Here is a 19,614-nt window from a genome sequence, read left to right as displayed (position 1 = left end):
CGGCCTGATGGGCATATATCGAGGACGCATGGTAACTGGGTAGACATGCCAGCGGCGGTACCGAGGACGGTACCGCCGCAACCCTTTTACCGGGCAGTGAAGTCGACTCGACAAGTCGACACGGCAAAGACAATTCGCGAGTTACCGCAATGAAGTTACCTCGGTGGTTTTATCGCGACGCACACCGCGAAGAGGCACCCGACGGGCTCGCAGCCTCGGGCCGAAATCCAGCCGTTTCCCCATTGCGCGACTTCCACGCGACTTCCACGCGACTTCTTGCCGGACCCCTAAGCGGCCCCGCGCTGGAGCGCCTCGCACACCGCCGTCGACTCCCGGACACCCAGCTCCACGGAGCGTCCGCAGTGCGCGATCCAGGCTGCCACGCCCTCCGGCGTCGCCGAAAGATAGCCCTCGAACGCCGCGACGTACGCCGCCCGCCCCTGCTCGGCGTGGCCCACCTCCGCCGGGCAGATCGATTTGGGGTCGAGCCCGCTCCCGATCAGCACGATCCGCTCGGCGGTCCGCGCGACGAGCCCGTTGTACGAACCGAAAGGACGCAGGGCCAGCAGTTCGCCGTGCACTACCGCCGCCGTGACGAGCGCGGGCGCCGAAGTGCCGGAAAGAATCAGCCCGGAGAGTCCCTCCAGTCGCCCGGCCACCTCGTCGGCATCCGGCAACGGCGCCTCGACCAGCGGCTCGTCCACAGGCTCGCCCGCCAGCCTCGGCCGGCCGACGATATCGTCGGGTACCGCTCCGCCGGCCGCGACCAGATGCAGCCGCGCCAGCACCCGCAGCGGTGACTGCCGCCAGATGGACAGCAGTTGGCCCGCTTCGGCGGTCAGCCGCAGGGCCGCCCCGATCACGTGCGCCTCGCCGTCACCACTGAAGTCGGTACGTCGGCGCACCTCCTCCAGGTTCCAGTCGGCGCCCGACAGCGCCGCCGAACCACGGGCACCGCGCAGGGCCGCTTCCGCGGTGACCTCATTGCTGCGGCGCCGCATGACGCGGTGACCGTAGACCCGGTCGACGGCCTTGCGTACGGAGTCCACCGCGTCGGCGACCCCCGGCAGGGTCCCCAGGGCGGCGAGCGGATCAGAAGCAGGCGTACTCATAAGTAGCGAGGCTACGCGTCCACCGCGCCGATACCGCCCGGGAGTGGCCTTCTTCACGAAGCGCGACAGCAGAACGCGATCACACCACTACCCTAGGTGAACATGAAGATCGCTTTCGTAGGGAAGGGCGGCAGCGGCAAGACAACGCTGTCCTCGCTCTTCATCCGCCACCTCGCCGCCAATGAAGCCGATGTCGTCGCGGTGGACGCCGACATCAACCAGCACCTCGGGGCCGCGCTCGGCCTCGACGACCAGGAGGCCGCGGCACTGCCCGCCATGGGAGCGCATCTGCCTCTGATCAAGGAGTATCTGCGCGGCAGCAACCCCCGCATCGCCTCCGGCGAGACGATGATCAAGACGACTCCGCCCGGCGAGGGCTCACGACTGCTGCGGGTCCGCGAGGACAACCCGATCTATGACGCATGCGCGCGTACGGTCCGGCTGGACGACGGGGAGATCCGGCTGATGGCCACTGGGCCGTTCACGGAGTCGGATCTGGGCGTGGCCTGCTACCACTCCAAGGTCGGCGCGGTCGAACTCTGTCTGAACCATCTCGTCGACGGCCCCGACGACTATGTCGTCGTTGACATGACAGCAGGGTCGGATTCGTTCGCCTCCGGGATGTTCACCCGCTTCGACATGACGTTCCTGGTCGCGGAGCCGACTCTTAAGGGCGTGTCGGTCTACCGCCAGTACAAGGAGTACGCACGGGACTTCGGGGTCGCCCTGAAGGTCATCGGCAACAAGGTGCAGGGCGAGGACGATCTGGAGTTCCTGCGCACCGAGGTGGGCGACGATCTGCTGGTCAGCGTCGGGCACTCCGACTGGGTACGGGCGATGGAGAAGGGCCGCCCCGCTCGCTTCGAGCTGCTGGAGGCGGACAACCGGATGGCTCTGCAGGCGCTGCAGAACGCCGCCGAGGACTCGTACGAGCAGCGGGACTGGAGGCGCTACACGCGTCAGATGGTCCATTTCCATCTGAAGAACGCGGAGAGCTGGGGCAACGAGAAGACGGGCGCCGATCTGGCCGCCCAGGTCGATCCCGCCTTCGTTCTCGATGAGCGGTACGCCCAGGACGGCGCCGCTCAACCCGCCTGACACCTCGGCGCCCCGCCGGACGGGTTCGCCCCTCCCGGCGGAAGCCGTCATCTCACAGAGCGCCGGACAGGATCGGATCTCCGGCCCGTCCGGCGCTCGACGCACAGCCCCGCCGTCCGGCCGGCCCGGCGCACGACGCGTCGGTCACGGCCGGAGGCCGCGCGGCTCAGCGGCTGTTCTCGCCCTCGCCCGGCCCCGCCTGAGCCTTGTCGGCGCCCGCTGCCCGGCCGGCTTCGGAAGTCCCCGTTCCGTCGAGGAACGCGGACCAGCCCTCCTCGGGTGCCTGGCCGACATCGAGCGTGCCGAGCTTCGCCAGCGTCGCCGGATCCTGTGCGTCCAGCCAGTCGGCCAGTTGCCGGAAGGAAACGCAGCGGACGCCTTCCTTGGTGCAGACCGTCGCAATGGTGTCCTCGACTGCGCGCATGTAGGTGCCGCCGTTCCAGGACTCGAAGTGGTTACCGATGATCAGCGGGGCACGGTTCCCGTCGTACGAGCGGTAGAAGGCCTGGAGCAGGCCGTCGCGCATCTGGTTGCCCCAGTACTCGTGCATGCCCGGATCGCCCTGCGTTTCCGTGCCGGACTGGTTGACCATGAAGTTGTAGTCCATCGACAGGGTCTCGAACTTGCGGCCCGGCACGGGGACGAGCTGCAGCGAGAGGTCCCAGACGCCGTCCTTCTTCTTCGGCCAGACCTGGTTGTTGCCCCCGCTGGAGTCGTAGCGGAAGCCCATCGTCCGTGCTGCCGCCACCATGTTCTTCTGCCCTTCCAGGCAGGGGGTGCGGCCGCCGATGAGCTCCTTGTCGTAGTCGAAGGGAAGCGGCTTCTCCGTTTCGAGGCCCGGGTCGTTGGTCTTCCAGTTCTTCACGAAGGACTTGGCCTGGCTGATCTCGCTCTTCCACTGGTCGACGGACCAGGTCCCGCCGCCTTGGGGACCGCAGAAGTGCCCGTTGAAGTGGGTGCCGATCTCGTTACCGTCCTCCCAGGCCCCGCGCACCTGGGTGATGGTGTTGCGGATTCCCTCGGTGTCGTTGAAGCCGATGTCAGAGCTGCCGACGTTGTGCTTCGGCGGGTCGTAGAGCTCCCGCTTGTCCTCCGGCAGCATGTACACGCCGCTGAGGAAGTACGTCATGTTCGCGTGGTACTTCCTGCCGACCTCGCGGAAGCGGGAGAAGAGCTTCTGGCTGTCCTCGCCTGCCCCGTCCCACGAGAACACCACGAACTGCGGCGGTTTCTGACCGGGCGCCAGGCGCTCGGCCACAGGCTGCTTCGGCTGGCTGCCGGTAAACGCGGTGGACCCGTCGCCGATGAGCCGGAGAACACTGTTGGGCGCGGCCGGGGCTTCAAAGGCCTCCTTCTTCGCCTCGGGAGCCTTCTTCGCCTCAGGGGCCTTCTCCACTTCGGGAACGTTCTCCGCCGCCCCCGGGCCGGCGGCTCCGGTGTCGTCGCCGGAGCCGCCGGAGCACCCGGCCACTCCAGCGGTCAGAGCGACGGCCGCGACACCCAGGGCAACCCGCCCGGCGGCCGCCCTCTCCGCGGCCTTCCGCGAAACGACTCTCGTCGTGGCAGCCATCATCCGCCCACCTTCTTCCCTACGGGTTATTCGCGTCGAAGTACCGACACGGCGCGGTCAAGTTCGCACGCGGCCCTCGAGATCAGTAGGACATACCGAATGAAAAGATGCTTATTCACTTGAATGGGTGATCGACTTGCCCATTCGATCACAAGTGTGGACACAGATCTTTACTCTCCATTACGATCTGTTTACTGAGAGTTGAGAAATCCCGCCGCTGCACGCCGTGACCCACGGCCGCGTCCCTACGTTCCGCGACCGCGCTGCCCGGAGGAGACGGGAACATGTCTGCTTGCGTCCCCACTCGTCACAACCGCACATCCCGTAGTTCGCGTCCCTCCCGCGCCTCGGGAGTCAAGCGACCACACAGCCCGCCGCCACCGCTCGGTGGTCGATTCCGTATCGCGGGCGCCGATCTGTCCGCATCGATCACGGTCTTCCTGCTCGCCGTCCCCATGTCGCTCGGCCTTGCCGTCGCCATGGACGCCCCGCTGGAAGCCGGCCTCATCTCCGCCGCGATCGGCGGCATCGTCGCCGGACTGCTCGGCGGCACCCCGCTGCAGGTCAGCGGCCCGTCCGCCGGACTGACCGTGGTCACAGCAGAGTTGATCCAGATCTACGGCTGGCGCACCACCTGCGCGATCACCATCGGTGCCGGGCTGCTCCAGATCCTGCTCGGCTCGCTGCGAGCGGCGCGCAGCGCCCTCGCCGTCAGCCCCGCCATCGTCCACGGCACCCTCGCCGGGATCGGCGTGGCCATCGCGCTCGCCCAGTTGCACATCGTGCTCGGCGGCTCGCCGCAGAGTTCGGCCGTCGCCAACGCCCTCGCGCTCCCCGATCAGTTGGGCCGGGTGAGCCCGGCCGCCCCGCTCATCGGCGTACTGACCATCACCATCCTGATCCTTTGGACACGGATTCCGGGCAGGATCGGCAGAGCCGTACGGCGGATTCCGGCCGCCCTCGCCGCGGTGGTGACCGCTACGGCGATGGCCGCGATCGTCGCGCCCGGGATCGCCCGGGTCGATCTGCCGTCCTGGCGCTCGCACGCCCTGCCCGAAATGCCGCACGGCCCCGTACTCGCCCTGGCCACCGCCGTCTTCACGGTGATGCTGGTGGCCAGCCTGGAATCACTTCTCGCCGCGGTGGCCGTGGACAAGCTGTCGGCCGACCGCGCCGCCGAGAGAACGGCCGCCCGGCCCGGTGCGGGTGCGATGCCGGCGCCCACCCCGGCGGCAACCTCAACCGGGACACCCGCGCTCGCACTCGCATCTTCGCCGCCCACTCCGGCCGCGTCCCTCGCACTCGCACACTCGACGTCCACTCCGGCCGCGCCCCTCGCCCTGCCCGCCAGACGCTCCGATCTCGACCGCGAGCTGCGCGCCCAGGGCATCGCCAACACACTGTCCGGGCTGGTGGGAGGGCTGGCCGTGTCCGGTGGCGCGGTGCGCAGTTCGGCGAACGTACGCGCCGGAGCGACCGGACGCGCCTCCACCGTGCTGCACGGCGTCTGGGTGCTGCTCGCCACCGGATTGCTGGTCACCGTGCTGGAGTGGATCCCACTGGCCGCGCTCGCCGCGCTGGTGATGATGGTCGGGATCAAGATGGTGAGTTTCGCCCACATCCGCAACGTCCATAAGCACCGCGAATTCCTGGTGTACGGGGCGACGATCACCGGCGTGGTCGTCTTCGGCGTGCTGAAGGGCGTGGCGATCGGCATCGCGGTGGCAGTGGCGGTCGCCCTGCACCGGCTGGCCCGGACCCGGATCACGATCAGCGATCAGGGCGGGCAGCATCTGGTCGTCGTACGCGGCCAGTTGACGTTCCTCGCGGTGCCACGGCTCAGCCGTAAGCTCGGCCAGCTGCCCCAGGGAGGGAATACCGTCGTCGAGCTGGACGGCTTCTTCATGGACCATGCGGCGTACGAGGCGATCCAGGACTGGAGCACCACCCAGACCGCCCATGGCGGCAGGGTCGTGTTCACCGGCAGGTCCGGCAGCCGGATCGCCGAGCCCGCCTCGGCGGCGCACTCCTGCTGCCGCCCCTGGACACCGTGGCGCAACCATCACTGCCACGACGAGCCCGGCCGTACGCCCGGAGCGGACCACGGCCCCGGCGAACCGTCCACCGACGCCCGCCCCGACAGAGCCGACATCGGCAATGCCAGCAGTACCGTCAGCGTCGGCAATATCGGCAATGCCATCACTACCGGCCACATCCCTGGCGACCACCGCGCCTCCCACGACGCGACTCACGACACGACCTCCGGCGCCCCGGGCAACGTCAACGCCCCAGGCCGTGAGCCGGCCACCGCAGCCCCCCGCCTGACCGGCGGCAACCGGCTGATCAGCGGTCTGAGTTCGTTCCAGCGCAACACCGCTCCGCTGGTGCGCGACGAGCTGGCCCGGCTGGCCGTCGAGGGGCAGCGCCCGTCCCAGCTCTTCATCACCTGCGCGGACTCCCGCCTCGTCACCAGCATGATCACGGCGAGTGGTCCGGGCGACCTGTTCACAGTGCGGAACATCGGCAATCTGGTGCCCCTGCCGAACGCCGAGTCGGGGGACCACTCGGTGGGTGCGGCGATCGAGTACGCCGTGGACGTGCTGAAGGTGGAGTCCATCACCGTCTGCGGGCACTCCGGCTGCGGAGCGATGCAGGCACTGCTCGGCGCCGAACCGGACCAGGAGACCCCGGCCACGTCCCTGTGGCGGTGGCTGAGACATGGGCTGCCGAGCCTGGAGCGGATGGCATCGCGGCACCACGCCTGGGCCCGGATCTCCGGACGACTGCCGACCGACGCGCTCGAGCAGCTCTGCCTCACCAACGTGGTCCAGCAGTTGGACCATCTGCGGGCACACGAATCGGTGGCTCGGCGACTCGCCGAGGGCACGATCCGGCTGCACGGCATGTACTTCCACGTGGGCGAGGCACAGGCCTATCTGCTGACCGAGGCGGCCAGCAGCGGACTGGAGCTCGACGAGGTCTTCGACCGGGTGGACCCCGGCGACGCCCCCGGTTCCGGCGAGTTGGAACGCACGGACGTCTGAACCGCATTCGCCCCGGCTCCGTGAGACCTTGTGGTCCTGTCTCCGCACCGATCCGAGTCGCGCCGCGGCGCATGGCACAGCTGCCTACGCACCGCGCCGTATCGTGTCGCACCTCACGTGGATGCGGGACCGTGTCTCCATACACGAGACACAGGTCTAAACCAATTCCGGGCAGACACTTGTCACCCGGCCTTTGGCCTGATGAGCTATGCCCCGGGACACAACGGACACCCTGGGAATGGGAGATGTCGTGAGCAACGAAAGCTTGGCCAATCTGCTTCGTGAGGAGCGGCGGTTCGCACCGCCTGCCGATCTGGCCGCGCACGCCAACGTCAAGGCGGAGGCGTACGAGCAGGCCGAGGCGGACCGGCTGGGCTTCTGGGCAGAGCAGGCCCGTCGCCTGACCTGGGCCACGGAGCCGACCGAGACGCTCGACTGGAGCAACCCGCCCTTCGCGAAGTGGTTCGCGGACGGCAGGCTCAATGTCGCGTACAACTGCGTGGACCGCCACGTCGAAGCCGGAAATGGCGACCGGGTCGCCATCCACTTCGAGGGCGAGCCCGGCGACAGCCGCGCGATCACCTACGCGCAGCTCAGGGACGAGGTCTCCCGCGCCGCCAACGCCCTCACCGAGCTCGGTGTCGGCAAGGGCGACCGGGTCGCCGTCTATCTGCCGATGATCCCCGAGGCCGCCATCGCGATGCTGGCCTGCGCCCGCATCGGCGCCGCCCACTCGGTGGTCTTCGGCGGATTCTCCGCCGACGCCATCGCCGCCCGCATCCAGGACGCGGACGCCAAGGTCGTCATCACCGCCGACGGCGGCTACCGGCGCGGCAAGCCGTCCGCGCTCAAGCCCGCCGTGGACGACGCCGTCTCCCGTATCGACACCGTCGAGCACGTCCTCGTGGTCCGCCGCACCGGGCAGGACACCGCGTGGACCGAGGGCCGCGACGTCTGGTGGCACGAGATCACCGGGCGGCAGTCCGCCGAGCACACCCCCGAGGCCTTCGAGGCAGAGCACCCGCTCTTCATCCTCTACACCTCCGGCACGACGGGTAAGCCGAAGGGCATCCTGCACACCTCCGGCGGCTACCTCACGCAGGCGGCATACACCCACAACGCGGTCTTCGACCTCAAGCCGGAGACCGATGTCTTCTGGTGCACCGCCGACATCGGCTGGGTGACCGGCCACTCGTACATCGTCTACGGCCCGCTGGCCAACGGCGCGACGCAGGTCATGTACGAGGGGACGCCCGACTCCCCGCACCAGGGGCGTTTCTGGGAGATCGTGCAGAAGTACGGCGTCACGATCCTCTACACCGCGCCGACCGCGATCCGTACGTTCATGAAGTGGGGTGACGACATCCCCGCCAAGTTCGACCTGAGCAGTCTCCGGGTCCTCGGTTCGGTCGGTGAGCCGATCAACCCCGAGGCGTGGATGTGGTACCGCAAGCACATCGGCGCCGACAAGTGCCCGATCGTGGACACCTGGTGGCAGACCGAGACCGGCGCGATGATGATCGCCCCGCTGCCGGGCGTGACGGAGACCAAGCCGGGGAGCGCCCAGCGCGCCCTGCCAGGCATCTCGGCCACCGTCGTCGACGACGAGGCCAACGAGGTTCCGAACGGCGGGGGCGGCTACCTGGTCCTCACCGAGCCGTGGCCGTCGATGCTCCGCACCATCTGGGGCGACGACCAGCGCTTCATCGACACCTACTGGTCGCGCTTCGAGGGCAAGTACTTCGCGGGTGACGGCGCCAAGAAGGACGAGGACGGCGACATCTGGCTGCTCGGCCGGGTCGACGACGTGATGCTGGTGTCCGGGCACAACATCTCGACCACCGAGGTCGAGTCGGCGCTCGTGTCGCACCCCTCGGTCGCCGAGGCGGCCGTGGTCGGTGCCGCCGACGAGACGACCGGCCAGTCCATCGTCGCGTTCGTGATCCTGCGCGGTACGGCCGATGCCTCCGCCGAACTGGTCGCGGAGCTGCGCAACCACGTCGGTGCCACGCTCGGCCCGATCGCCAAGCCTAAGCGGGTCCTGCCGGTCGCCGAGCTGCCGAAGACCCGCTCCGGCAAGATCATGCGGCGCCTGCTGCGTGACGTCGCCGAGAACCGCGAGGTGGGAGACGTCACCACGCTGAGCGACTCCTCGGTGATGGACCTGATCCAGGCCCAGCTGCCGTCGTCCTCCTCAGAGGACTGACCACGGCGGACAGAACAGAGCGGTACGTCCCCGAGGGGCATCCGGCAACGCGCCGGGTGTCCCTCGGGCATCTAAGGTGAAGATCACCGGATACAACCCCGCACACCACGGGTTACAGTGGCAGTTGCGTCAATAAAGCAATAAGAAATCTCCACAGGGTGTGCCGGGAAGTCTGGTCGGCAAGTGCATCAGCCATGCCATCGCTGCCGTACCGACCCGGAGGTCTCCACTCGTGGCCGCGCCCACCCCCGCACCCCCTTCGCCCCGCCGCACCCTGCTCGGACGTCTGTCCCTCCCCGAGCGGAACTACCTCGCGGAGGCCCTGCGCACCGAGACCGTCGGCGGCATGATCCTGCTGGTCGCCGCGATAGCCGCTCTGGTGTGGGCGAACACCTTCGGTGCCGGCTACGCGTCCGTCAGCGACTTCCACTTCGGCCCCCAGGCACTGGGCCTCAACCTCTCCGTGGAGCACTGGGCGGCGGACGGGCTGCTCGCGATCTTCTTCTTCGTCGCGGGCGTCGAGCTCAAGCGGGAACTGGTCGCGGGCGAACTGCGCGACCCCAAGGCAGCCGCCCTCCCGGTCGTCGCCGCGCTCTGCGGAATGGCGGTCCCAGCCGTGGTCTACACACTGGTGAACGTGGTCGGCGGAGGTTCGACGGGCGGCTGGGCAGTCCCCACCGCCACCGATATCGCCTTCGCGCTCGCCGTCCTCGCGGTCATCGGCACCTCGCTGCCGAACGCGCTGCGCGCCTTCCTGCTGACCCTCGCCGTCGTCGACGACCTCTTCGCGATCCTGATCATCGCGGTCTTCTTCACCGAGAAGATCGACTTCCTGGCGCTGACCGGCGCCTTCATCGGCCTGGCCGTCTTCTACCTGCTGCTGCGCAGGAACGTACGCGGCTGGTACATCTACGTACCGCTCGCCCTGGTCATCTGGGGCCTGATGTACAACAGCGGCGTCCACGCGACGATCGCCGGTGTCGCGATGGGTCTGATGCTCCGCTGCACCCGACGGGACGGCGAGACCCACTCGCCCGGCGAGCACATCGAGCACCTGATCCGCCCGCTGTCGGCCGGTCTCGCCGTACCGCTGTTCGCCCTCTTCTCGGCCGGCGTCTCCCTCTCCGGCGACGCGCTGGCGGACGTCTTCACCCGGCCCGAGACCCTTGGCGTCGTGCTGGGCCTCGTCGTCGGCAAGACCGTGGGCATCTTCGGCGGCACGTGGCTGGCCACCCGTTTCACCAGGGCGGAGCTGAACAAGGAGCTGGCCTGGGCCGACGTCTTCGCGGTCGCCTCGCTCGCCGGCATCGGTTTCACCGTCTCGCTGCTCATCGGCGAGCTGGCTTTCGCCGGCGACGAGGGCGTGATCAACGAGATCAAGGCCGCCGTACTGATCGGCTCCCTGACAGCCGCCGTGCTCTCCGGTGTACTGATCAGACTCCGGGTACGCAGATACCGGGCGCTGCACGAGGCCGAGGAGCTCGACGAGGACGAGGACGGGGTGCCGGACATCTACGAACAGGACGACCCGGCGTACCACCTGCGGATGGCCGCGATCCACGAGAGGAAGGCGGCCGAGCACCGTCGCCTTGCCGAACTGGCGGGGGCAGCGAGCAACGAGCCGGACAGTCCGGCATGATCTGACACCAGATGTGTTGAACAGCAGGACTGGAGAGGGAGTCAGGGATGAGCGACCCCGGCAACAACGCGGGCAGCGCCGACCGCAGTCTCGGGCAGCTGGTCGCCGCGGCGACGGCCGAGATGTCCGCACTGGTGCACGACGAGATCGCCCTGGCCAAGGCAGAGGTGCGGCAGGACGTCAAGCGCGGGGCGATCGGCAGTGTGGCGTTGATCGTCGCGGCCGTGCTGCTTCTGTTCATGATGCCGATGCTGAGCTTTGCGGCCGCCTACGGGATCCACTACCTGGGTATGGGTCTGGCGTGGTCGTTCCTGATCGTGGCAGGCGCGTTCTTCCTCCTGGCCGTCCTGCTGGGGCTGATCGGCTGGCTCAAGTTCAAGAAGGTCAAGCCGCCGGAGAAGTCCATGGCTTCGGCGAAGCAGACGGCGGCCGTGCTGCAGAGCGTCAAGCCGCACCCGCGGCCGGCCGTCACGGCGAGGGCGAGCCTTCCGCCCGCGTCGGGCAGCGCGCTGACGGGCAAGGCCATGGAGAAGGCTCCGGTCAAGGACAAGGGCTCCTCTGTGGCACGCTCGTCCACATGACGGTCCCCGATTCCAGCGCATTCGACCCGGTAGGCCCCGTAGGCCCGGAAGGTCAGGCAGCCCCTGCGGACAGGGACGGCCGGACAGGCTCGGGCAGCGCCTCAGACACTGCAAGCTCTGCGGGCACTGCAAGCTCAACCGGCTCAACGGCCTCGGTCGGCCCGGCCGCCCCAGCGGCTCCGAGCAGCTCACCCACCCTTGCCGCCTCAGCCGCCCCAACCCCCTCACCCGCCCCGGCCGGCTCCGGCGGGGCCGTGCGGATCGACGGGCCGTGGACCCACCGGGACGTGGCGGCGAACGGCGCGCGTTTCCACATCGCCGAGCTCGGCGAGGGCCCGCTGGTGCTGCTGCTGCACGGCTTCCCGCAGTTCTGGTGGACCTGGCGCCACCAGCTCACCGCGCTGGCCGACGCCGGTTTCCGGGCCGTCGCGATGGACCTGCGCGGGGTCGGCGGCAGCGACCGTACGCCCCGGGGTTACGACCCCGCCAACCTGGCGCTCGACATCACCGGCGTGATCCGCTCGCTCGGCGAACCGGACGCGGCCCTGGTCGGCCATGACATGGGCGGCTACCTCGCCTGGACCGCCGCGGTGATGCGTCCCAAGCTGGTGCGCCGCCTCGTGGTCTCCTCGATGCCGCATCCGCGCCGCTGGCGCTCCTCGATGCTCTCCGACTTCGCGCAGTCCCGGGCCGGCTCGTACATCTGGGGTTTCCAGCGCCCGTGGGTACCGGAGCGTCAGCTCGTCGCGGACGACGCGGCGTTGGTCGGCCGGCTGATCCATGAATGGGCCGGTCCCCGGACGCCGGACTTCCCCGACGATTCGACGGTGGACGTCTACCGCCGCGCGATGTGCATCCCGTCGACGGCGCACTGCTCGATCGAGCCGTACCGCTGGATGGTGCGTTCCCTCGCGCGTCCTGACGGAATCCAGTTCAACCGGCGGATGAAGCTGCCGGTGCGGGTACCGACGCTGCACCTGCACGGTTCACTCGATCCGGCGATCCGCACCCGGAGCGCGGCGGGCTCCGGCGAGTACGTCGAAGCGCCCTACCGTTGGCGACTTTTCGACGGTCTGGGGCACTTCCCCCACGAGGAGGACCCGGCCGGGTTCTCGGCCGAACTCATCAGCTGGCTCAAGGATTCGGAGCCCGATCGGTAGCCGTAGGCGCACGGTTGTGCGCCGAACGGCCAATTGCCCGGCGCATAGGCCAATTGGCTGACGGATGGACGGTTACCGACCATGAGGCACGGGCAGACGTCCCGGTATGGGCTGGACGCACGACTTCGGTGACACAGCACGCAACCGCCGCTCGACCGCCACGGCGAGTCCGAGCCTTCATGAGGGGGGCAGCCCCCAGGGCCGGGTGCACGATATGCGGGTTCTGCATGACCCCCGGCTCGGTATTCCGCGCATTCTGCGCCGTCGGGCCCGCTGGGTCTCGGCGCGGCTGCGCCATCCACGCGGATGATGTCCGCCCCGGCCGGCCGGCGAGAGCTCACCGGCCGGGCGGGACTTCATCCCACTTCCAAGGCGCTCAGAGCGCGCATGCCTGGCTGTCGACCTGCTGGTTGGCGGAGCGGCCTCGCTCGATGTCCTGGCGGATCTCGTCGGCCGTCAGCGCGTAACCGGTGTCGGGGTCGTCGAGCGACTTGGCGAACACGACGCCGTACACCTCGCCCGCAGGGGTCAGCAGCGGTCCGCCGGAGTTTCCCTGACGGACCGTCGCGTAGAGCGAGTACACATCGCGGTGGACGGTGCCCCGGCGGTAGATGTCCGGGCCGCCGGCGTCGATACGGCCCCGGACCCGCGCCGCCCGTACGTCGTACGAGCCGTTCTCCGGGAACCCCGCGACGATGGCGCTGTTCCCCGTCCGGGCGTCGTGGTCGGTGTCGGCGAACCGCAGCGGCTTCGCGTCGAGGGCCGGTACGTCGAGCACGGCGATGTCGCGCCGCCAGTCGTACAGGACGACCTTCGCGTCGTACAGCCGCCCCTGACCGCCGATCTGGACGGTCGGCTCGTCGACCCCGCCGACGACGTGGGCGTTGGTCATCACCCGGCGGTCGGAGAAGACGAAGCCGGTGCCTTCGAGGACCTTGCCGCAGCTCGGGGCCGTGCCGACGACCTTGACGATGGACTGCTTGGCGCGGGCCGCGACGGGGCTGCCCACCAGCGCCGGGTCCGGGGCCTTGACCTCGGTGATCGGCTCGTTGGCGAACGGGCTGAAGACCTGCGGGAAGCCGTTCTGCGCGAGAACCGAGGAGAAGTCCGTGAACCAGGTGGAGGCATGTGTGGGCATCACCCGGGAGATGCCGAGCAGAACCGAGGAGCTGCGGACCTCCTTGCCCAGCGTCGGCAGCGTGGTGCCGGCCAGCGCGGAGCCGATCAGCCAGGCGACCAGCAGCATCGCGACGACGTTGACCAGGGCGCCGCCGGTGGCGTCGAGGGCGCGCGCGGGCGACCAGGTGATGTACCGGCGGAGCTTGTTGCCCAGGTGGGTGGTGAAAGCCTGGCCCACCGAGGCGCAGACGATCACGATGACGACGGCGACGACGGCAGCCGTCGACGAGACCTCGGAGCCGTCCGTCAGCTGGTCCCACAGGACCGGCAGCAGGTAGACGGCGACGAGGCCGCCGCCCAGGAATCCGATCACCGACAGGATGCCGACGACGAACCCCTGTCGGTAGCCGATGACCGCGAACCACACGGCGGCGGCCAGCAGCAGGATGTCCAGCACGTTCACCGTCTATAGCCTCGCAGATTCGTCACCGGGCCCGTTCCTTCTGCTGGGTCCGGGCGGAGCCGGACAGCGCAGCACGGGAGTCAGCCTGTCATGCGCGCCAGTCGAGCGGCACCTGCTTGGCCCTGTCCCAGGGGCGCTCCCAGCCCGCGAAGTGCAGAATTCGGTCGATCACTCCGGCCGTGAAACCCCAGACCAGGGCGGATTCCACCAGAAAGGCAGGGCCCCGGTGGCCACTGGGGTGGATCGTGGTCGCGCGGTTGGCCGGATCCGTGAGATCCGCCACGGGAACGGTGAAGACCCGGGCCGTCTCGCCCGGATCGACGACGCCGACCGGACTGGGCGAACGCCACCAGCCGAGGACCGGTGTCACGACGAAGCCGCTCACGGGGATGTAGAGCCGGGGCAGTACGCCGAAGAGCTGGACCCCGCGCGGATCGAGGCCGGTCTCTTCGCGGGCCTCCCGCAGAGCGGCCCTGAGCGGCCCTGTCGTCGCCTGGTCGCCGTCCTCCGGGTCCAAGGAACCGCCGGGGAAGGAGGGCTGCCCGGCGTGGGACCGCAGGCTTCCGGATCTCTCCATGAGGAGCAGTTCGGGGCCGCGCTCCCCCTCGCCGAATAGCACGAGCACTGCGGACTGCCGCCCTGCGCCGCTCTCCGGCGGGAGGAAGCGGCTGAGCTGGTCGGGCTCGATGGTCCGCGCGGCGCGGGCCACGGGGTCGAGCCAGGCGGGCAGCCCCTCGGTCGTGACGGTGATCGTGCCGTCCTCGTCGCCTCCCGCCGTGGCGGCGGCCGCAGCGATCGCTGCGGCGGGGCTGACCGCTGCGGGGCCCGCCGCTGCCGGGCTTCCCATAGCAGAGGCGGCAGGCGCGGCGGTTCCTGCGGCTGCTGGGCCTGTCGCTGCCGAGCTTTCCGCTGCGGGCGCGGCTGCCGTTTCCGTGCTCTGTTCGTGCGTCTTCATAGGCACCCCTCGTCTCACAACGCCTGTCATCACGCATTTCGTTCCGGCCGTTGCGGTCATCCGTGCCGTTCCGGCCACATCGGCCGTCCGGCGGCCGGTGCCGGGTGTCAGCCCGCTCCTAGGGCCGGCGCGGGCTTGCCGGGGTAGTCCGCGGGCGGGCTCAGCCGCTGGCCCGGCTGTCCGCCCATCTCGTACTTCAGCAGCTTCCTGGCCTTCTCCGGATCCGTCTCGCCCTCGCCGTACGCCGGGCAGAGCGGGGCGATGGGGCAGGCGCCGCAGGCGGGCTTACGGGCATGGCAGATGCGGCGGCCGTGGAAGACGACCCGGTGCGAGAGCATCGTCCACTCGCTCTTGGGGAAGATCGTGGCGATCTCGGCCTCGATCTTCTCCGGGTCCTCCTGCTCCGTCCACTTCCAACGGCGGACCAGACGGCCGAAATGGGTGTCGACGGTGATCCCGGGGACGCCGAAGGCATTACCCAGCACGACGTTGGCGGTCTTCCGGCCGACTCCAGGAAGCCTGACGAGATCGGCGAGCCTACCCGGTACCTCACCGCCGAAGTTGTCCCTGAGCGCCGCGGAGAGGCCTATCAGCGACTTGGTCTTGGCGCGGAAGAAGCCGGTCGGCCGGATCAGCTCCTCCATCTCCTCCGGGACGGCGGCGGCCATGTCCTCGGGGGTGGGGTAGGCGGCGAAGAGCGCGGGGGTGGTCTGGTTGACCCTCAGGTCGGTGGTTTGGGCGGAGAGGACCGTGGCGACCAGGAGCTCGAAGGGATTACGGAAATCCAGCTCGGGATGGGCGTACGGATAGAGCTCGGCGAGCTCGCGGTTGATCTTGCGGGCCCGGCGCACCATCGCCAGCCGCGACTCCGGCTTCGTTGTCGGCTTCGTCTTCGCCGAGGGCTTCGCCGTGGCCTTCGCTGCGGCCACCGTGGCCTTCATGGCCGGCTGCTTCGCCGACTCCTGCGTCGGCTTCCCCACCGACTCGCCGGAGCGGCGTTTTGTCGCTCTTTCCGGGCGAATGGCACCCTGTTCGCCCACAGCGGAATCATGGCCTCCCGACACCCCATCAGCCCCCTTGGCCTGCGCTCTCACCGGCGATTTGGACACCCGGCCAGCCTAGAGCCACGCACTGACATCTGCCCCCGTCACCGTGCATCCGCCACCAATCGGCCCCCTGCCGCACGATTGGGCACGCCCGTGCGTCAAACTGGTTTGTGATTGATCGCACTGTTTTACCGTCCGGCATGATGGGGACCACGGTTCCCTGAACAGGCCGACAAGGAGAGAACTCGTGGACGACGTTCTGCGGCGCGCCCCGCTTTTCGCGGCGCTCGATGATGAGCAGGCCGCGGAGCTCCGCGCCTCGATGAGTGAGGTGACCCTCGCACGCGGCGACGCGCTCTTCCACGAGGGCGACCCGGGCGACCGCCTCTATGTGGTCACCGAGGGAAAGGTGAAGCTCCACCGCACCTCCCCCGACGGGCGCGAGAACATGCTGGCGGTCCTCGGCCCCGGCGAACTGATCGGTGAGCTGTCGCTCTTCGACCCGGGCCCCCGCACCGCGACCGCGACCGCGCTGACCGAGGTCAAGCTCCTCGGCCTCGGCCACGGCGACCTCCAGCCCTGGCTGAACGCCCGCCCCGAGGTGGCCACGGCCCTGCTGCGCGCCGTCGCCCGCCGCCTGCGCAAGACCAACGACCAGATGTCCGACCTGGTCTTCTCCGACGTACCGGGCCGCGTCGCCCGCGCCCTCCTCGACCTGTCGCGCCGCTTCGGCGTCCAGTCGGAGGAAGGCATCCACGTCGTCCACGACCTGACCCAGGAAGAGCTGGCCCAGCTGGTCGGCGCCTCCCGCGAGACGGTCAACAAGGCGCTCGCCGACTTTGCCGGACGTGGCTGGCTGCGCCTTGAGGCGCGCGCCGTCATCCTGCTGGACGTGGAGCGCCTGGCGAAGCGGTCCCGCTAGCCGGACCCTCCACCGCACGACGTGAAAGGCCCCGCCGCCCGGTGGGGCCTTTCCGCGTTCCGCCGCAGGTCAGATCAGCCCGTGCTCGCCCAGGTACTCCAGCTGGGCCAGCACCGAGAGCTCCGCGGCAGGCCACAGGGACCGGTCCACGTCCGCGTACACCTGCGCCACCACCTCCGAAGCCGTCCGGTGCCCGGCCTCGACCGCCGTCTCCACCTGGGCCAGCCGGTGCGCCCGGTGCGCGAGGTAGAACTCGACCGCGCCCTGCGCGTCGTCCAACACCGGCCCGTGCCCCGGCAGCACCGTGTGCACGCCGTCGTCGACGGTCAGCGAGCGCAGCCTCCGCAGCGAGTCGAGGTAGTCGCCGAGCCGCCCGTCCGGGTGCGCGACGACCGTGGTGCCACGCCCGAGGATCGTGTCCCCCGTCAGCACCGCCCGGTCGGCGGGCAGATGGAACGAGAGCGAGTCCGCGGTGTGCCCCGGGGTCGGCACGACACGGAGTTCCAGGCCGCCGGTGGTGATCACATCGCCCGCGGTCAGCCCCTCGTCGCCCAGCCGCAGCGCCGGGTCCAGGGCACGCACCTTCGTACGGGTCAGCTCGGCGAACCGGGCCGCGCCCTCCGCGTGGTCGGGGTGCCCGTGGGTGAGGAGCGTGAGCGCGATCCGGCGGCCGGCCCGCTCGGCGGTGTCCATGACGGCCCGCAGGTGTACGTCGTCCAGCGGGCCCGGGTCGATGACGACCGCGAGATCGGAGCCGGGCTCGGCGACGATCCAGGTGTTGGTGCCGTCCAGCGTCATCGGCGAGGCGTTGGGGGCGAGGACGTTGACGGCGCGGGCCGTGGCGGGGCCGGACAGGACCGTGCCTCGCGGCTGTCCGGGCAGCGCTGCCGCATTGCTCATACGGATTCGCCTCCCGCGCCACCGGAACCGCCACCAGGACCCTCGCCGGAGCCGCCACCAGCTCCGCCACCGGGCCCCTCGCCGGGACCGCCGCCAGAACCGCCACTGCTCGGCCCGCCCGGGATGCGCTTGGTGAACTCGTCGTGCCCCGGCCAGCTCAGTACCAACTCGCCGCCCTCCAGCCTCGCCTGTGCCAGCACCGGCGTGAGGTCCTGGGAATCCGCCGCCTTCAGGGCCTCGGCGGCCGTCCCGTACGGCCTCAGCGCCCGCAGCGTCGACACGGTCGGCGGCATCATCAGCAGCTCGCCCCGGTCGTAGCCGTCGGCCGCCTCGCCGGGCCGGATCCATACCGTCCGGTCGGCCTCCGTGGAGGCGTTGCGGGTGCGCTGACCCTCGGGGAGCGCGGCGACGAAGAACCAGGTGTCGTAGCGGCGGGGCTCGAACTCGGGCGTGATCCAGCGCGCCCACGCGCCCAGCAGGTCCGAACGCAGCACCAGACCTCGCCGGTCCAGGAACTCGGCGAAGGACAGCTCCCGGGCGACCAGTGCCTCCCGGTCGGCCTCCCAGTCGGCACCGGTGATGTCGCTGACCACCGTGTCGGCGCCCGGCCCCGCGAGCAGGACGCCCGCCTCCTCGTACGTCTCCCGGACCGCCGCGCAGACGATGGCCTGGGCCTCGGCCGGAGCCCCGACGCCCAGCCGCTCGGCCCAGCTCTCCAGCGCGGGCCCGGCCCAGCCGACGAGCCGGTCGTCGTCGCGCGGGTCGACCCCGCCACCCGGATAGGCGTACGCCCCGCCGGCAAAAGCCATCGTGGTCCGGCGGCGCAGCATGTGGACGGCGGGACCGCCCTCGGTGTCAGCGGCGGAATCCCGGAGCAGCATCACGGTGGCGGCCCGCTTCGGCGTCGCGGCGCTCAGTTCACCTGCGGCGAGTGCCCGGATCCGGTCGGGCCATTCCGGTGGGTACCACTGACCATTGGACATGGCCGGAGGCTATCCGGAACCGCGCCGATGTTCGAGAGGCGCAGTGATCCGTACACACCCCGTGCATGCCTGCACACCCGTGCACACAGATGGTCCCGCCCGGTCGTCGCGACCGGACGGGACCAAAAAAGGAAACAGGATCAAAAAAGGGAAGTACGGCTCAGGCCCCGACCAGCTCGACCTGGACCTCGACCTCGACCGGCGCGTCCAGCGGCAGCACGGCGACGCCCACCGCGCTGCGCGCGTGCACGCCCTTGTCGCCGAGCACCGCGCCCAGCAGCTCGCTGGCGCCGTTGATCACGGCGGGCTGCCCGGTGAAGTCGGACGCCGAGGCGACGAAGCCCACGACCTTCACCACACGCGCGATCCGGTCCAGGTCGCCCGCGACGGACTTCACGGCGGCCAGCGCGTTGAGCGCGCAGGTCTTCGCCAGCTCCTTGGCCTCGTCGGGCGTGACCTCCGCGCCGACCTTGCCGGTGACCGCGAGCTTGCCGTCCACCATCGGCAGCTGGCCGGAGGTGTACACGTACACCCCGGACTGCACGGCCGGCTGGTACGAGGCCAGCGGCGGAACGACGTCCGGCAGCGTCAGCCCGAGCTCGGCGAGCTTCGCCTCGACCGCGCCCGCCACTACGCCTTCTCCCGCTTCAGGTAGGCCACGAGCTGCTCGGGGTTGTTCGGGCCGGGAACGACCTGGACCAGCTCCCAGCCGTCCTCGCCCCAGGTGTCCAGAATCTGCTTGGTCGCGTGCACGAGAAGGGGCACGGTCGCGTATTCCCACTTGGTCATGGGCCCGACTGTAACGCCTGTGTAATC

17 protein-coding genes are annotated in these 19,614 nt (G+C 69.8%); 8 read left to right on the top strand and 9 right to left on the bottom strand.

What is annotated here, in order from left to right; translation table 11 throughout:
* Positions 1 to 287 precede the first annotated feature (287 nt).
* Complete coding sequence (locus ACIRJP_RS30370) at positions 288 to 1,112, bottom strand: oxidoreductase (protein ID WP_404180849.1); 825 nt, start codon at positions 1,110 to 1,112, stop codon at positions 288 to 290.
* Between the two features lie 102 nt (positions 1,113 to 1,214).
* Here ACIRJP_RS30370 and ACIRJP_RS30365 point away from each other — a divergent pair, with 102 nt between their 5' ends.
* Complete coding sequence (locus tag ACIRJP_RS30365; protein WP_404180847.1) at positions 1,215 to 2,210, top strand: ATP-binding protein; 996 nt, start codon at positions 1,215 to 1,217, stop codon at positions 2,208 to 2,210.
* 166 nt (positions 2,211 to 2,376) lie between these two features.
* Here the strand turns inward: ACIRJP_RS30365 and ACIRJP_RS30360 are convergent, their stop codons facing one another.
* Positions 2,377 to 3,783 (bottom strand): hypothetical protein, encoded by a 1,407-nt coding sequence (locus ACIRJP_RS30360; RefSeq protein WP_404180844.1) that lies wholly within the window; start codon positions 3,781 to 3,783, stop codon positions 2,377 to 2,379.
* A 281-nt stretch (positions 3,784 to 4,064) separates the two neighbouring features.
* On the opposite strand from ACIRJP_RS30360, the gene ACIRJP_RS30355 reads away from it, so the two are divergent.
* The 6 genes from ACIRJP_RS30355 (at position 4,065) to ACIRJP_RS30330 (ending at position 12,720) form a co-directional block, all read left to right on the top strand.
* Positions 4,065 to 6,824, top strand: a complete 2,760-nt coding sequence (locus ACIRJP_RS30355; protein WP_404180841.1) for a SulP family inorganic anion transporter — start codon at positions 4,065 to 4,067, stop codon at positions 6,822 to 6,824.
* Between the two features lie 208 nt (positions 6,825 to 7,032).
* Positions 7,033 to 9,030, top strand: a complete 1,998-nt coding sequence (gene acs, locus ACIRJP_RS30350) for an acetate--CoA ligase (protein WP_404180838.1) — start codon at positions 7,033 to 7,035, stop codon at positions 9,028 to 9,030.
* Between the two features lie 232 nt (positions 9,031 to 9,262).
* Positions 9,263 to 10,669 carry a Na+/H+ antiporter NhaA gene (gene nhaA / locus ACIRJP_RS30345; protein ID WP_404180835.1) on the top strand — a complete coding sequence of 469 codons (1,407 nt, stop codon included), beginning with the start codon at positions 9,263 to 9,265 and terminating at the stop codon, positions 10,667 to 10,669.
* Positions 10,670 to 10,716: 47 nt separating this feature from the next.
* Positions 10,717 to 11,250, top strand: coding sequence for a phage holin family protein (locus ACIRJP_RS30340; protein WP_404180832.1), 534 nt, complete (start codon positions 10,717 to 10,719; stop codon positions 11,248 to 11,250).
* Complete coding sequence (locus tag ACIRJP_RS30335; RefSeq protein ID WP_404180829.1) at positions 11,247 to 12,410, top strand: alpha/beta fold hydrolase; 1,164 nt, start codon at positions 11,247 to 11,249, stop codon at positions 12,408 to 12,410. Before ACIRJP_RS30340 ends, ACIRJP_RS30335 begins: the two co-directional genes overlap by 4 nt.
* 106 nt (positions 12,411 to 12,516) lie before the next feature.
* Positions 12,517 to 12,720, top strand: a complete 204-nt coding sequence (locus tag ACIRJP_RS30330) for a hypothetical protein (RefSeq protein ID WP_404180826.1) — start codon at positions 12,517 to 12,519, stop codon at positions 12,718 to 12,720.
* 66 nt (positions 12,721 to 12,786) lie between these two features.
* On the opposite strand, the gene ACIRJP_RS30325 is transcribed toward ACIRJP_RS30330, so the two are convergent.
* The 3 genes from ACIRJP_RS30325 to nth all read right to left on the bottom strand — a co-directional run bounded on the left by ACIRJP_RS30325 (position 12,787) and on the right by nth (position 15,927).
* Positions 12,787 to 13,992, bottom strand: coding sequence for a MarP family serine protease (locus ACIRJP_RS30325; protein WP_404180823.1), 1,206 nt, complete (start codon positions 13,990 to 13,992; stop codon positions 12,787 to 12,789).
* 88 nt (positions 13,993 to 14,080) lie between these two features.
* Positions 14,081 to 14,839 carry an NUDIX hydrolase gene (locus tag ACIRJP_RS30320; RefSeq protein WP_404180820.1) on the bottom strand — a complete coding sequence of 253 codons (759 nt, stop codon included), beginning with the start codon at positions 14,837 to 14,839 and terminating at the stop codon, positions 14,081 to 14,083.
* A 215-nt stretch (positions 14,840 to 15,054) separates the two neighbouring features.
* A complete protein-coding gene (nth, locus tag ACIRJP_RS30315; protein WP_404180817.1) occupies positions 15,055 to 15,927 on the bottom strand; it encodes an endonuclease III in 873 nt (290 codons plus the stop codon).
* A 313-nt stretch (positions 15,928 to 16,240) separates the two neighbouring features.
* Between nth and ACIRJP_RS30310 the strand changes: the two genes are divergently transcribed.
* On the top strand, positions 16,241 to 16,915 hold the full coding sequence (locus ACIRJP_RS30310; protein WP_014046869.1) for a Crp/Fnr family transcriptional regulator: 675 nt from the start codon (positions 16,241 to 16,243) through the stop codon (positions 16,913 to 16,915).
* Between the two features lie 69 nt (positions 16,916 to 16,984).
* Here ACIRJP_RS30310 and ACIRJP_RS30305 read toward each other — a convergent pair whose 3' ends face one another.
* The 4 genes from ACIRJP_RS30305 to ACIRJP_RS30290 form a co-directional block, all read right to left on the bottom strand.
* Positions 16,985 to 17,815 carry an MBL fold metallo-hydrolase gene (locus ACIRJP_RS30305; RefSeq protein WP_404180814.1) on the bottom strand — a complete coding sequence of 277 codons (831 nt, stop codon included), beginning with the start codon at positions 17,813 to 17,815 and terminating at the stop codon, positions 16,985 to 16,987.
* The gene (locus tag ACIRJP_RS30300; RefSeq protein WP_404180811.1) at positions 17,812 to 18,798 is read right to left on the bottom strand and encodes an NUDIX hydrolase; all 987 of its coding nucleotides are present in this window, start codon (positions 18,796 to 18,798) and stop codon (positions 17,812 to 17,814) included. Before ACIRJP_RS30300 ends, ACIRJP_RS30305 begins: the two co-directional genes overlap by 4 nt.
* Before the next feature lie 160 nt (positions 18,799 to 18,958).
* Positions 18,959 to 19,429 (bottom strand): RidA family protein, encoded by a 471-nt coding sequence (locus ACIRJP_RS30295; RefSeq protein WP_114245273.1) that lies wholly within the window; start codon positions 19,427 to 19,429, stop codon positions 18,959 to 18,961.
* Positions 19,429 to 19,587 carry a DUF4177 domain-containing protein gene (locus tag ACIRJP_RS30290; protein ID WP_003967454.1) on the bottom strand — a complete coding sequence of 53 codons (159 nt, stop codon included), beginning with the start codon at positions 19,585 to 19,587 and terminating at the stop codon, positions 19,429 to 19,431. Before ACIRJP_RS30290 ends, ACIRJP_RS30295 begins: the two co-directional genes overlap by 1 nt.
* Positions 19,588 to 19,614: the final 27 nt, after the last annotated feature.

Source organism: Streptomyces sp. NPDC102437 (assembly GCF_044765565.1).
Lineage (GTDB): Bacteria > Actinomycetota > Actinomycetes > Streptomycetales > Streptomycetaceae > Streptomyces.
Note: the sequence above shows the minus strand (reverse complement) of the source record. Positions and strands in the feature narration are given on the sequence as shown.

Excerpts from the sequence above, each read along its gene's own strand:
- acs (WP_404180838.1), top strand. The coding sequence starts at position 7,033 with ATGCCCCGGGACACAACGGACACCCTGGGAATGGGAGATGTCGTGAGC.
- ACIRJP_RS30305 (WP_404180814.1), bottom strand. The coding sequence starts at position 17,815 with ATGAGCAATGCGGCAGCGCTGCCCGGACAGCCGCGAGGCACGGTCCTG.
- ACIRJP_RS30365 (WP_404180847.1), top strand. The coding sequence starts at position 1,215 with ATGAAGATCGCTTTCGTAGGGAAGGGCGGCAGCGGCAAGACAACGCTG.
- ACIRJP_RS30330 (WP_404180826.1), top strand. The coding sequence starts at position 12,517 with ATGGGCTGGACGCACGACTTCGGTGACACAGCACGCAACCGCCGCTCG.
- ACIRJP_RS30335 (WP_404180829.1), top strand. The coding sequence starts at position 11,247 with ATGACGGTCCCCGATTCCAGCGCATTCGACCCGGTAGGCCCCGTAGGC.
- ACIRJP_RS30360 (WP_404180844.1), bottom strand. The coding sequence starts at position 3,783 with ATGATGGCTGCCACGACGAGAGTCGTTTCGCGGAAGGCCGCGGAGAGG.
- ACIRJP_RS30340 (WP_404180832.1), top strand. The coding sequence starts at position 10,717 with ATGAGCGACCCCGGCAACAACGCGGGCAGCGCCGACCGCAGTCTCGGG.
- ACIRJP_RS30355 (WP_404180841.1), top strand. The coding sequence starts at position 4,065 with ATGTCTGCTTGCGTCCCCACTCGTCACAACCGCACATCCCGTAGTTCG.
- ACIRJP_RS30290 (WP_003967454.1), bottom strand. The coding sequence starts at position 19,587 with ATGACCAAGTGGGAATACGCGACCGTGCCCCTTCTCGTGCACGCGACC.
- ACIRJP_RS30300 (WP_404180811.1), bottom strand. The coding sequence starts at position 18,798 with ATGTCCAATGGTCAGTGGTACCCACCGGAATGGCCCGACCGGATCCGG.
- ACIRJP_RS30320 (WP_404180820.1), bottom strand. The coding sequence starts at position 14,839 with ATGGGAAGCCCGGCAGCGGCGGGCCCCGCAGCGGTCAGCCCCGCCGCA.
- ACIRJP_RS30370 (WP_404180849.1), bottom strand. The coding sequence starts at position 1,112 with ATGAGTACGCCTGCTTCTGATCCGCTCGCCGCCCTGGGGACCCTGCCG.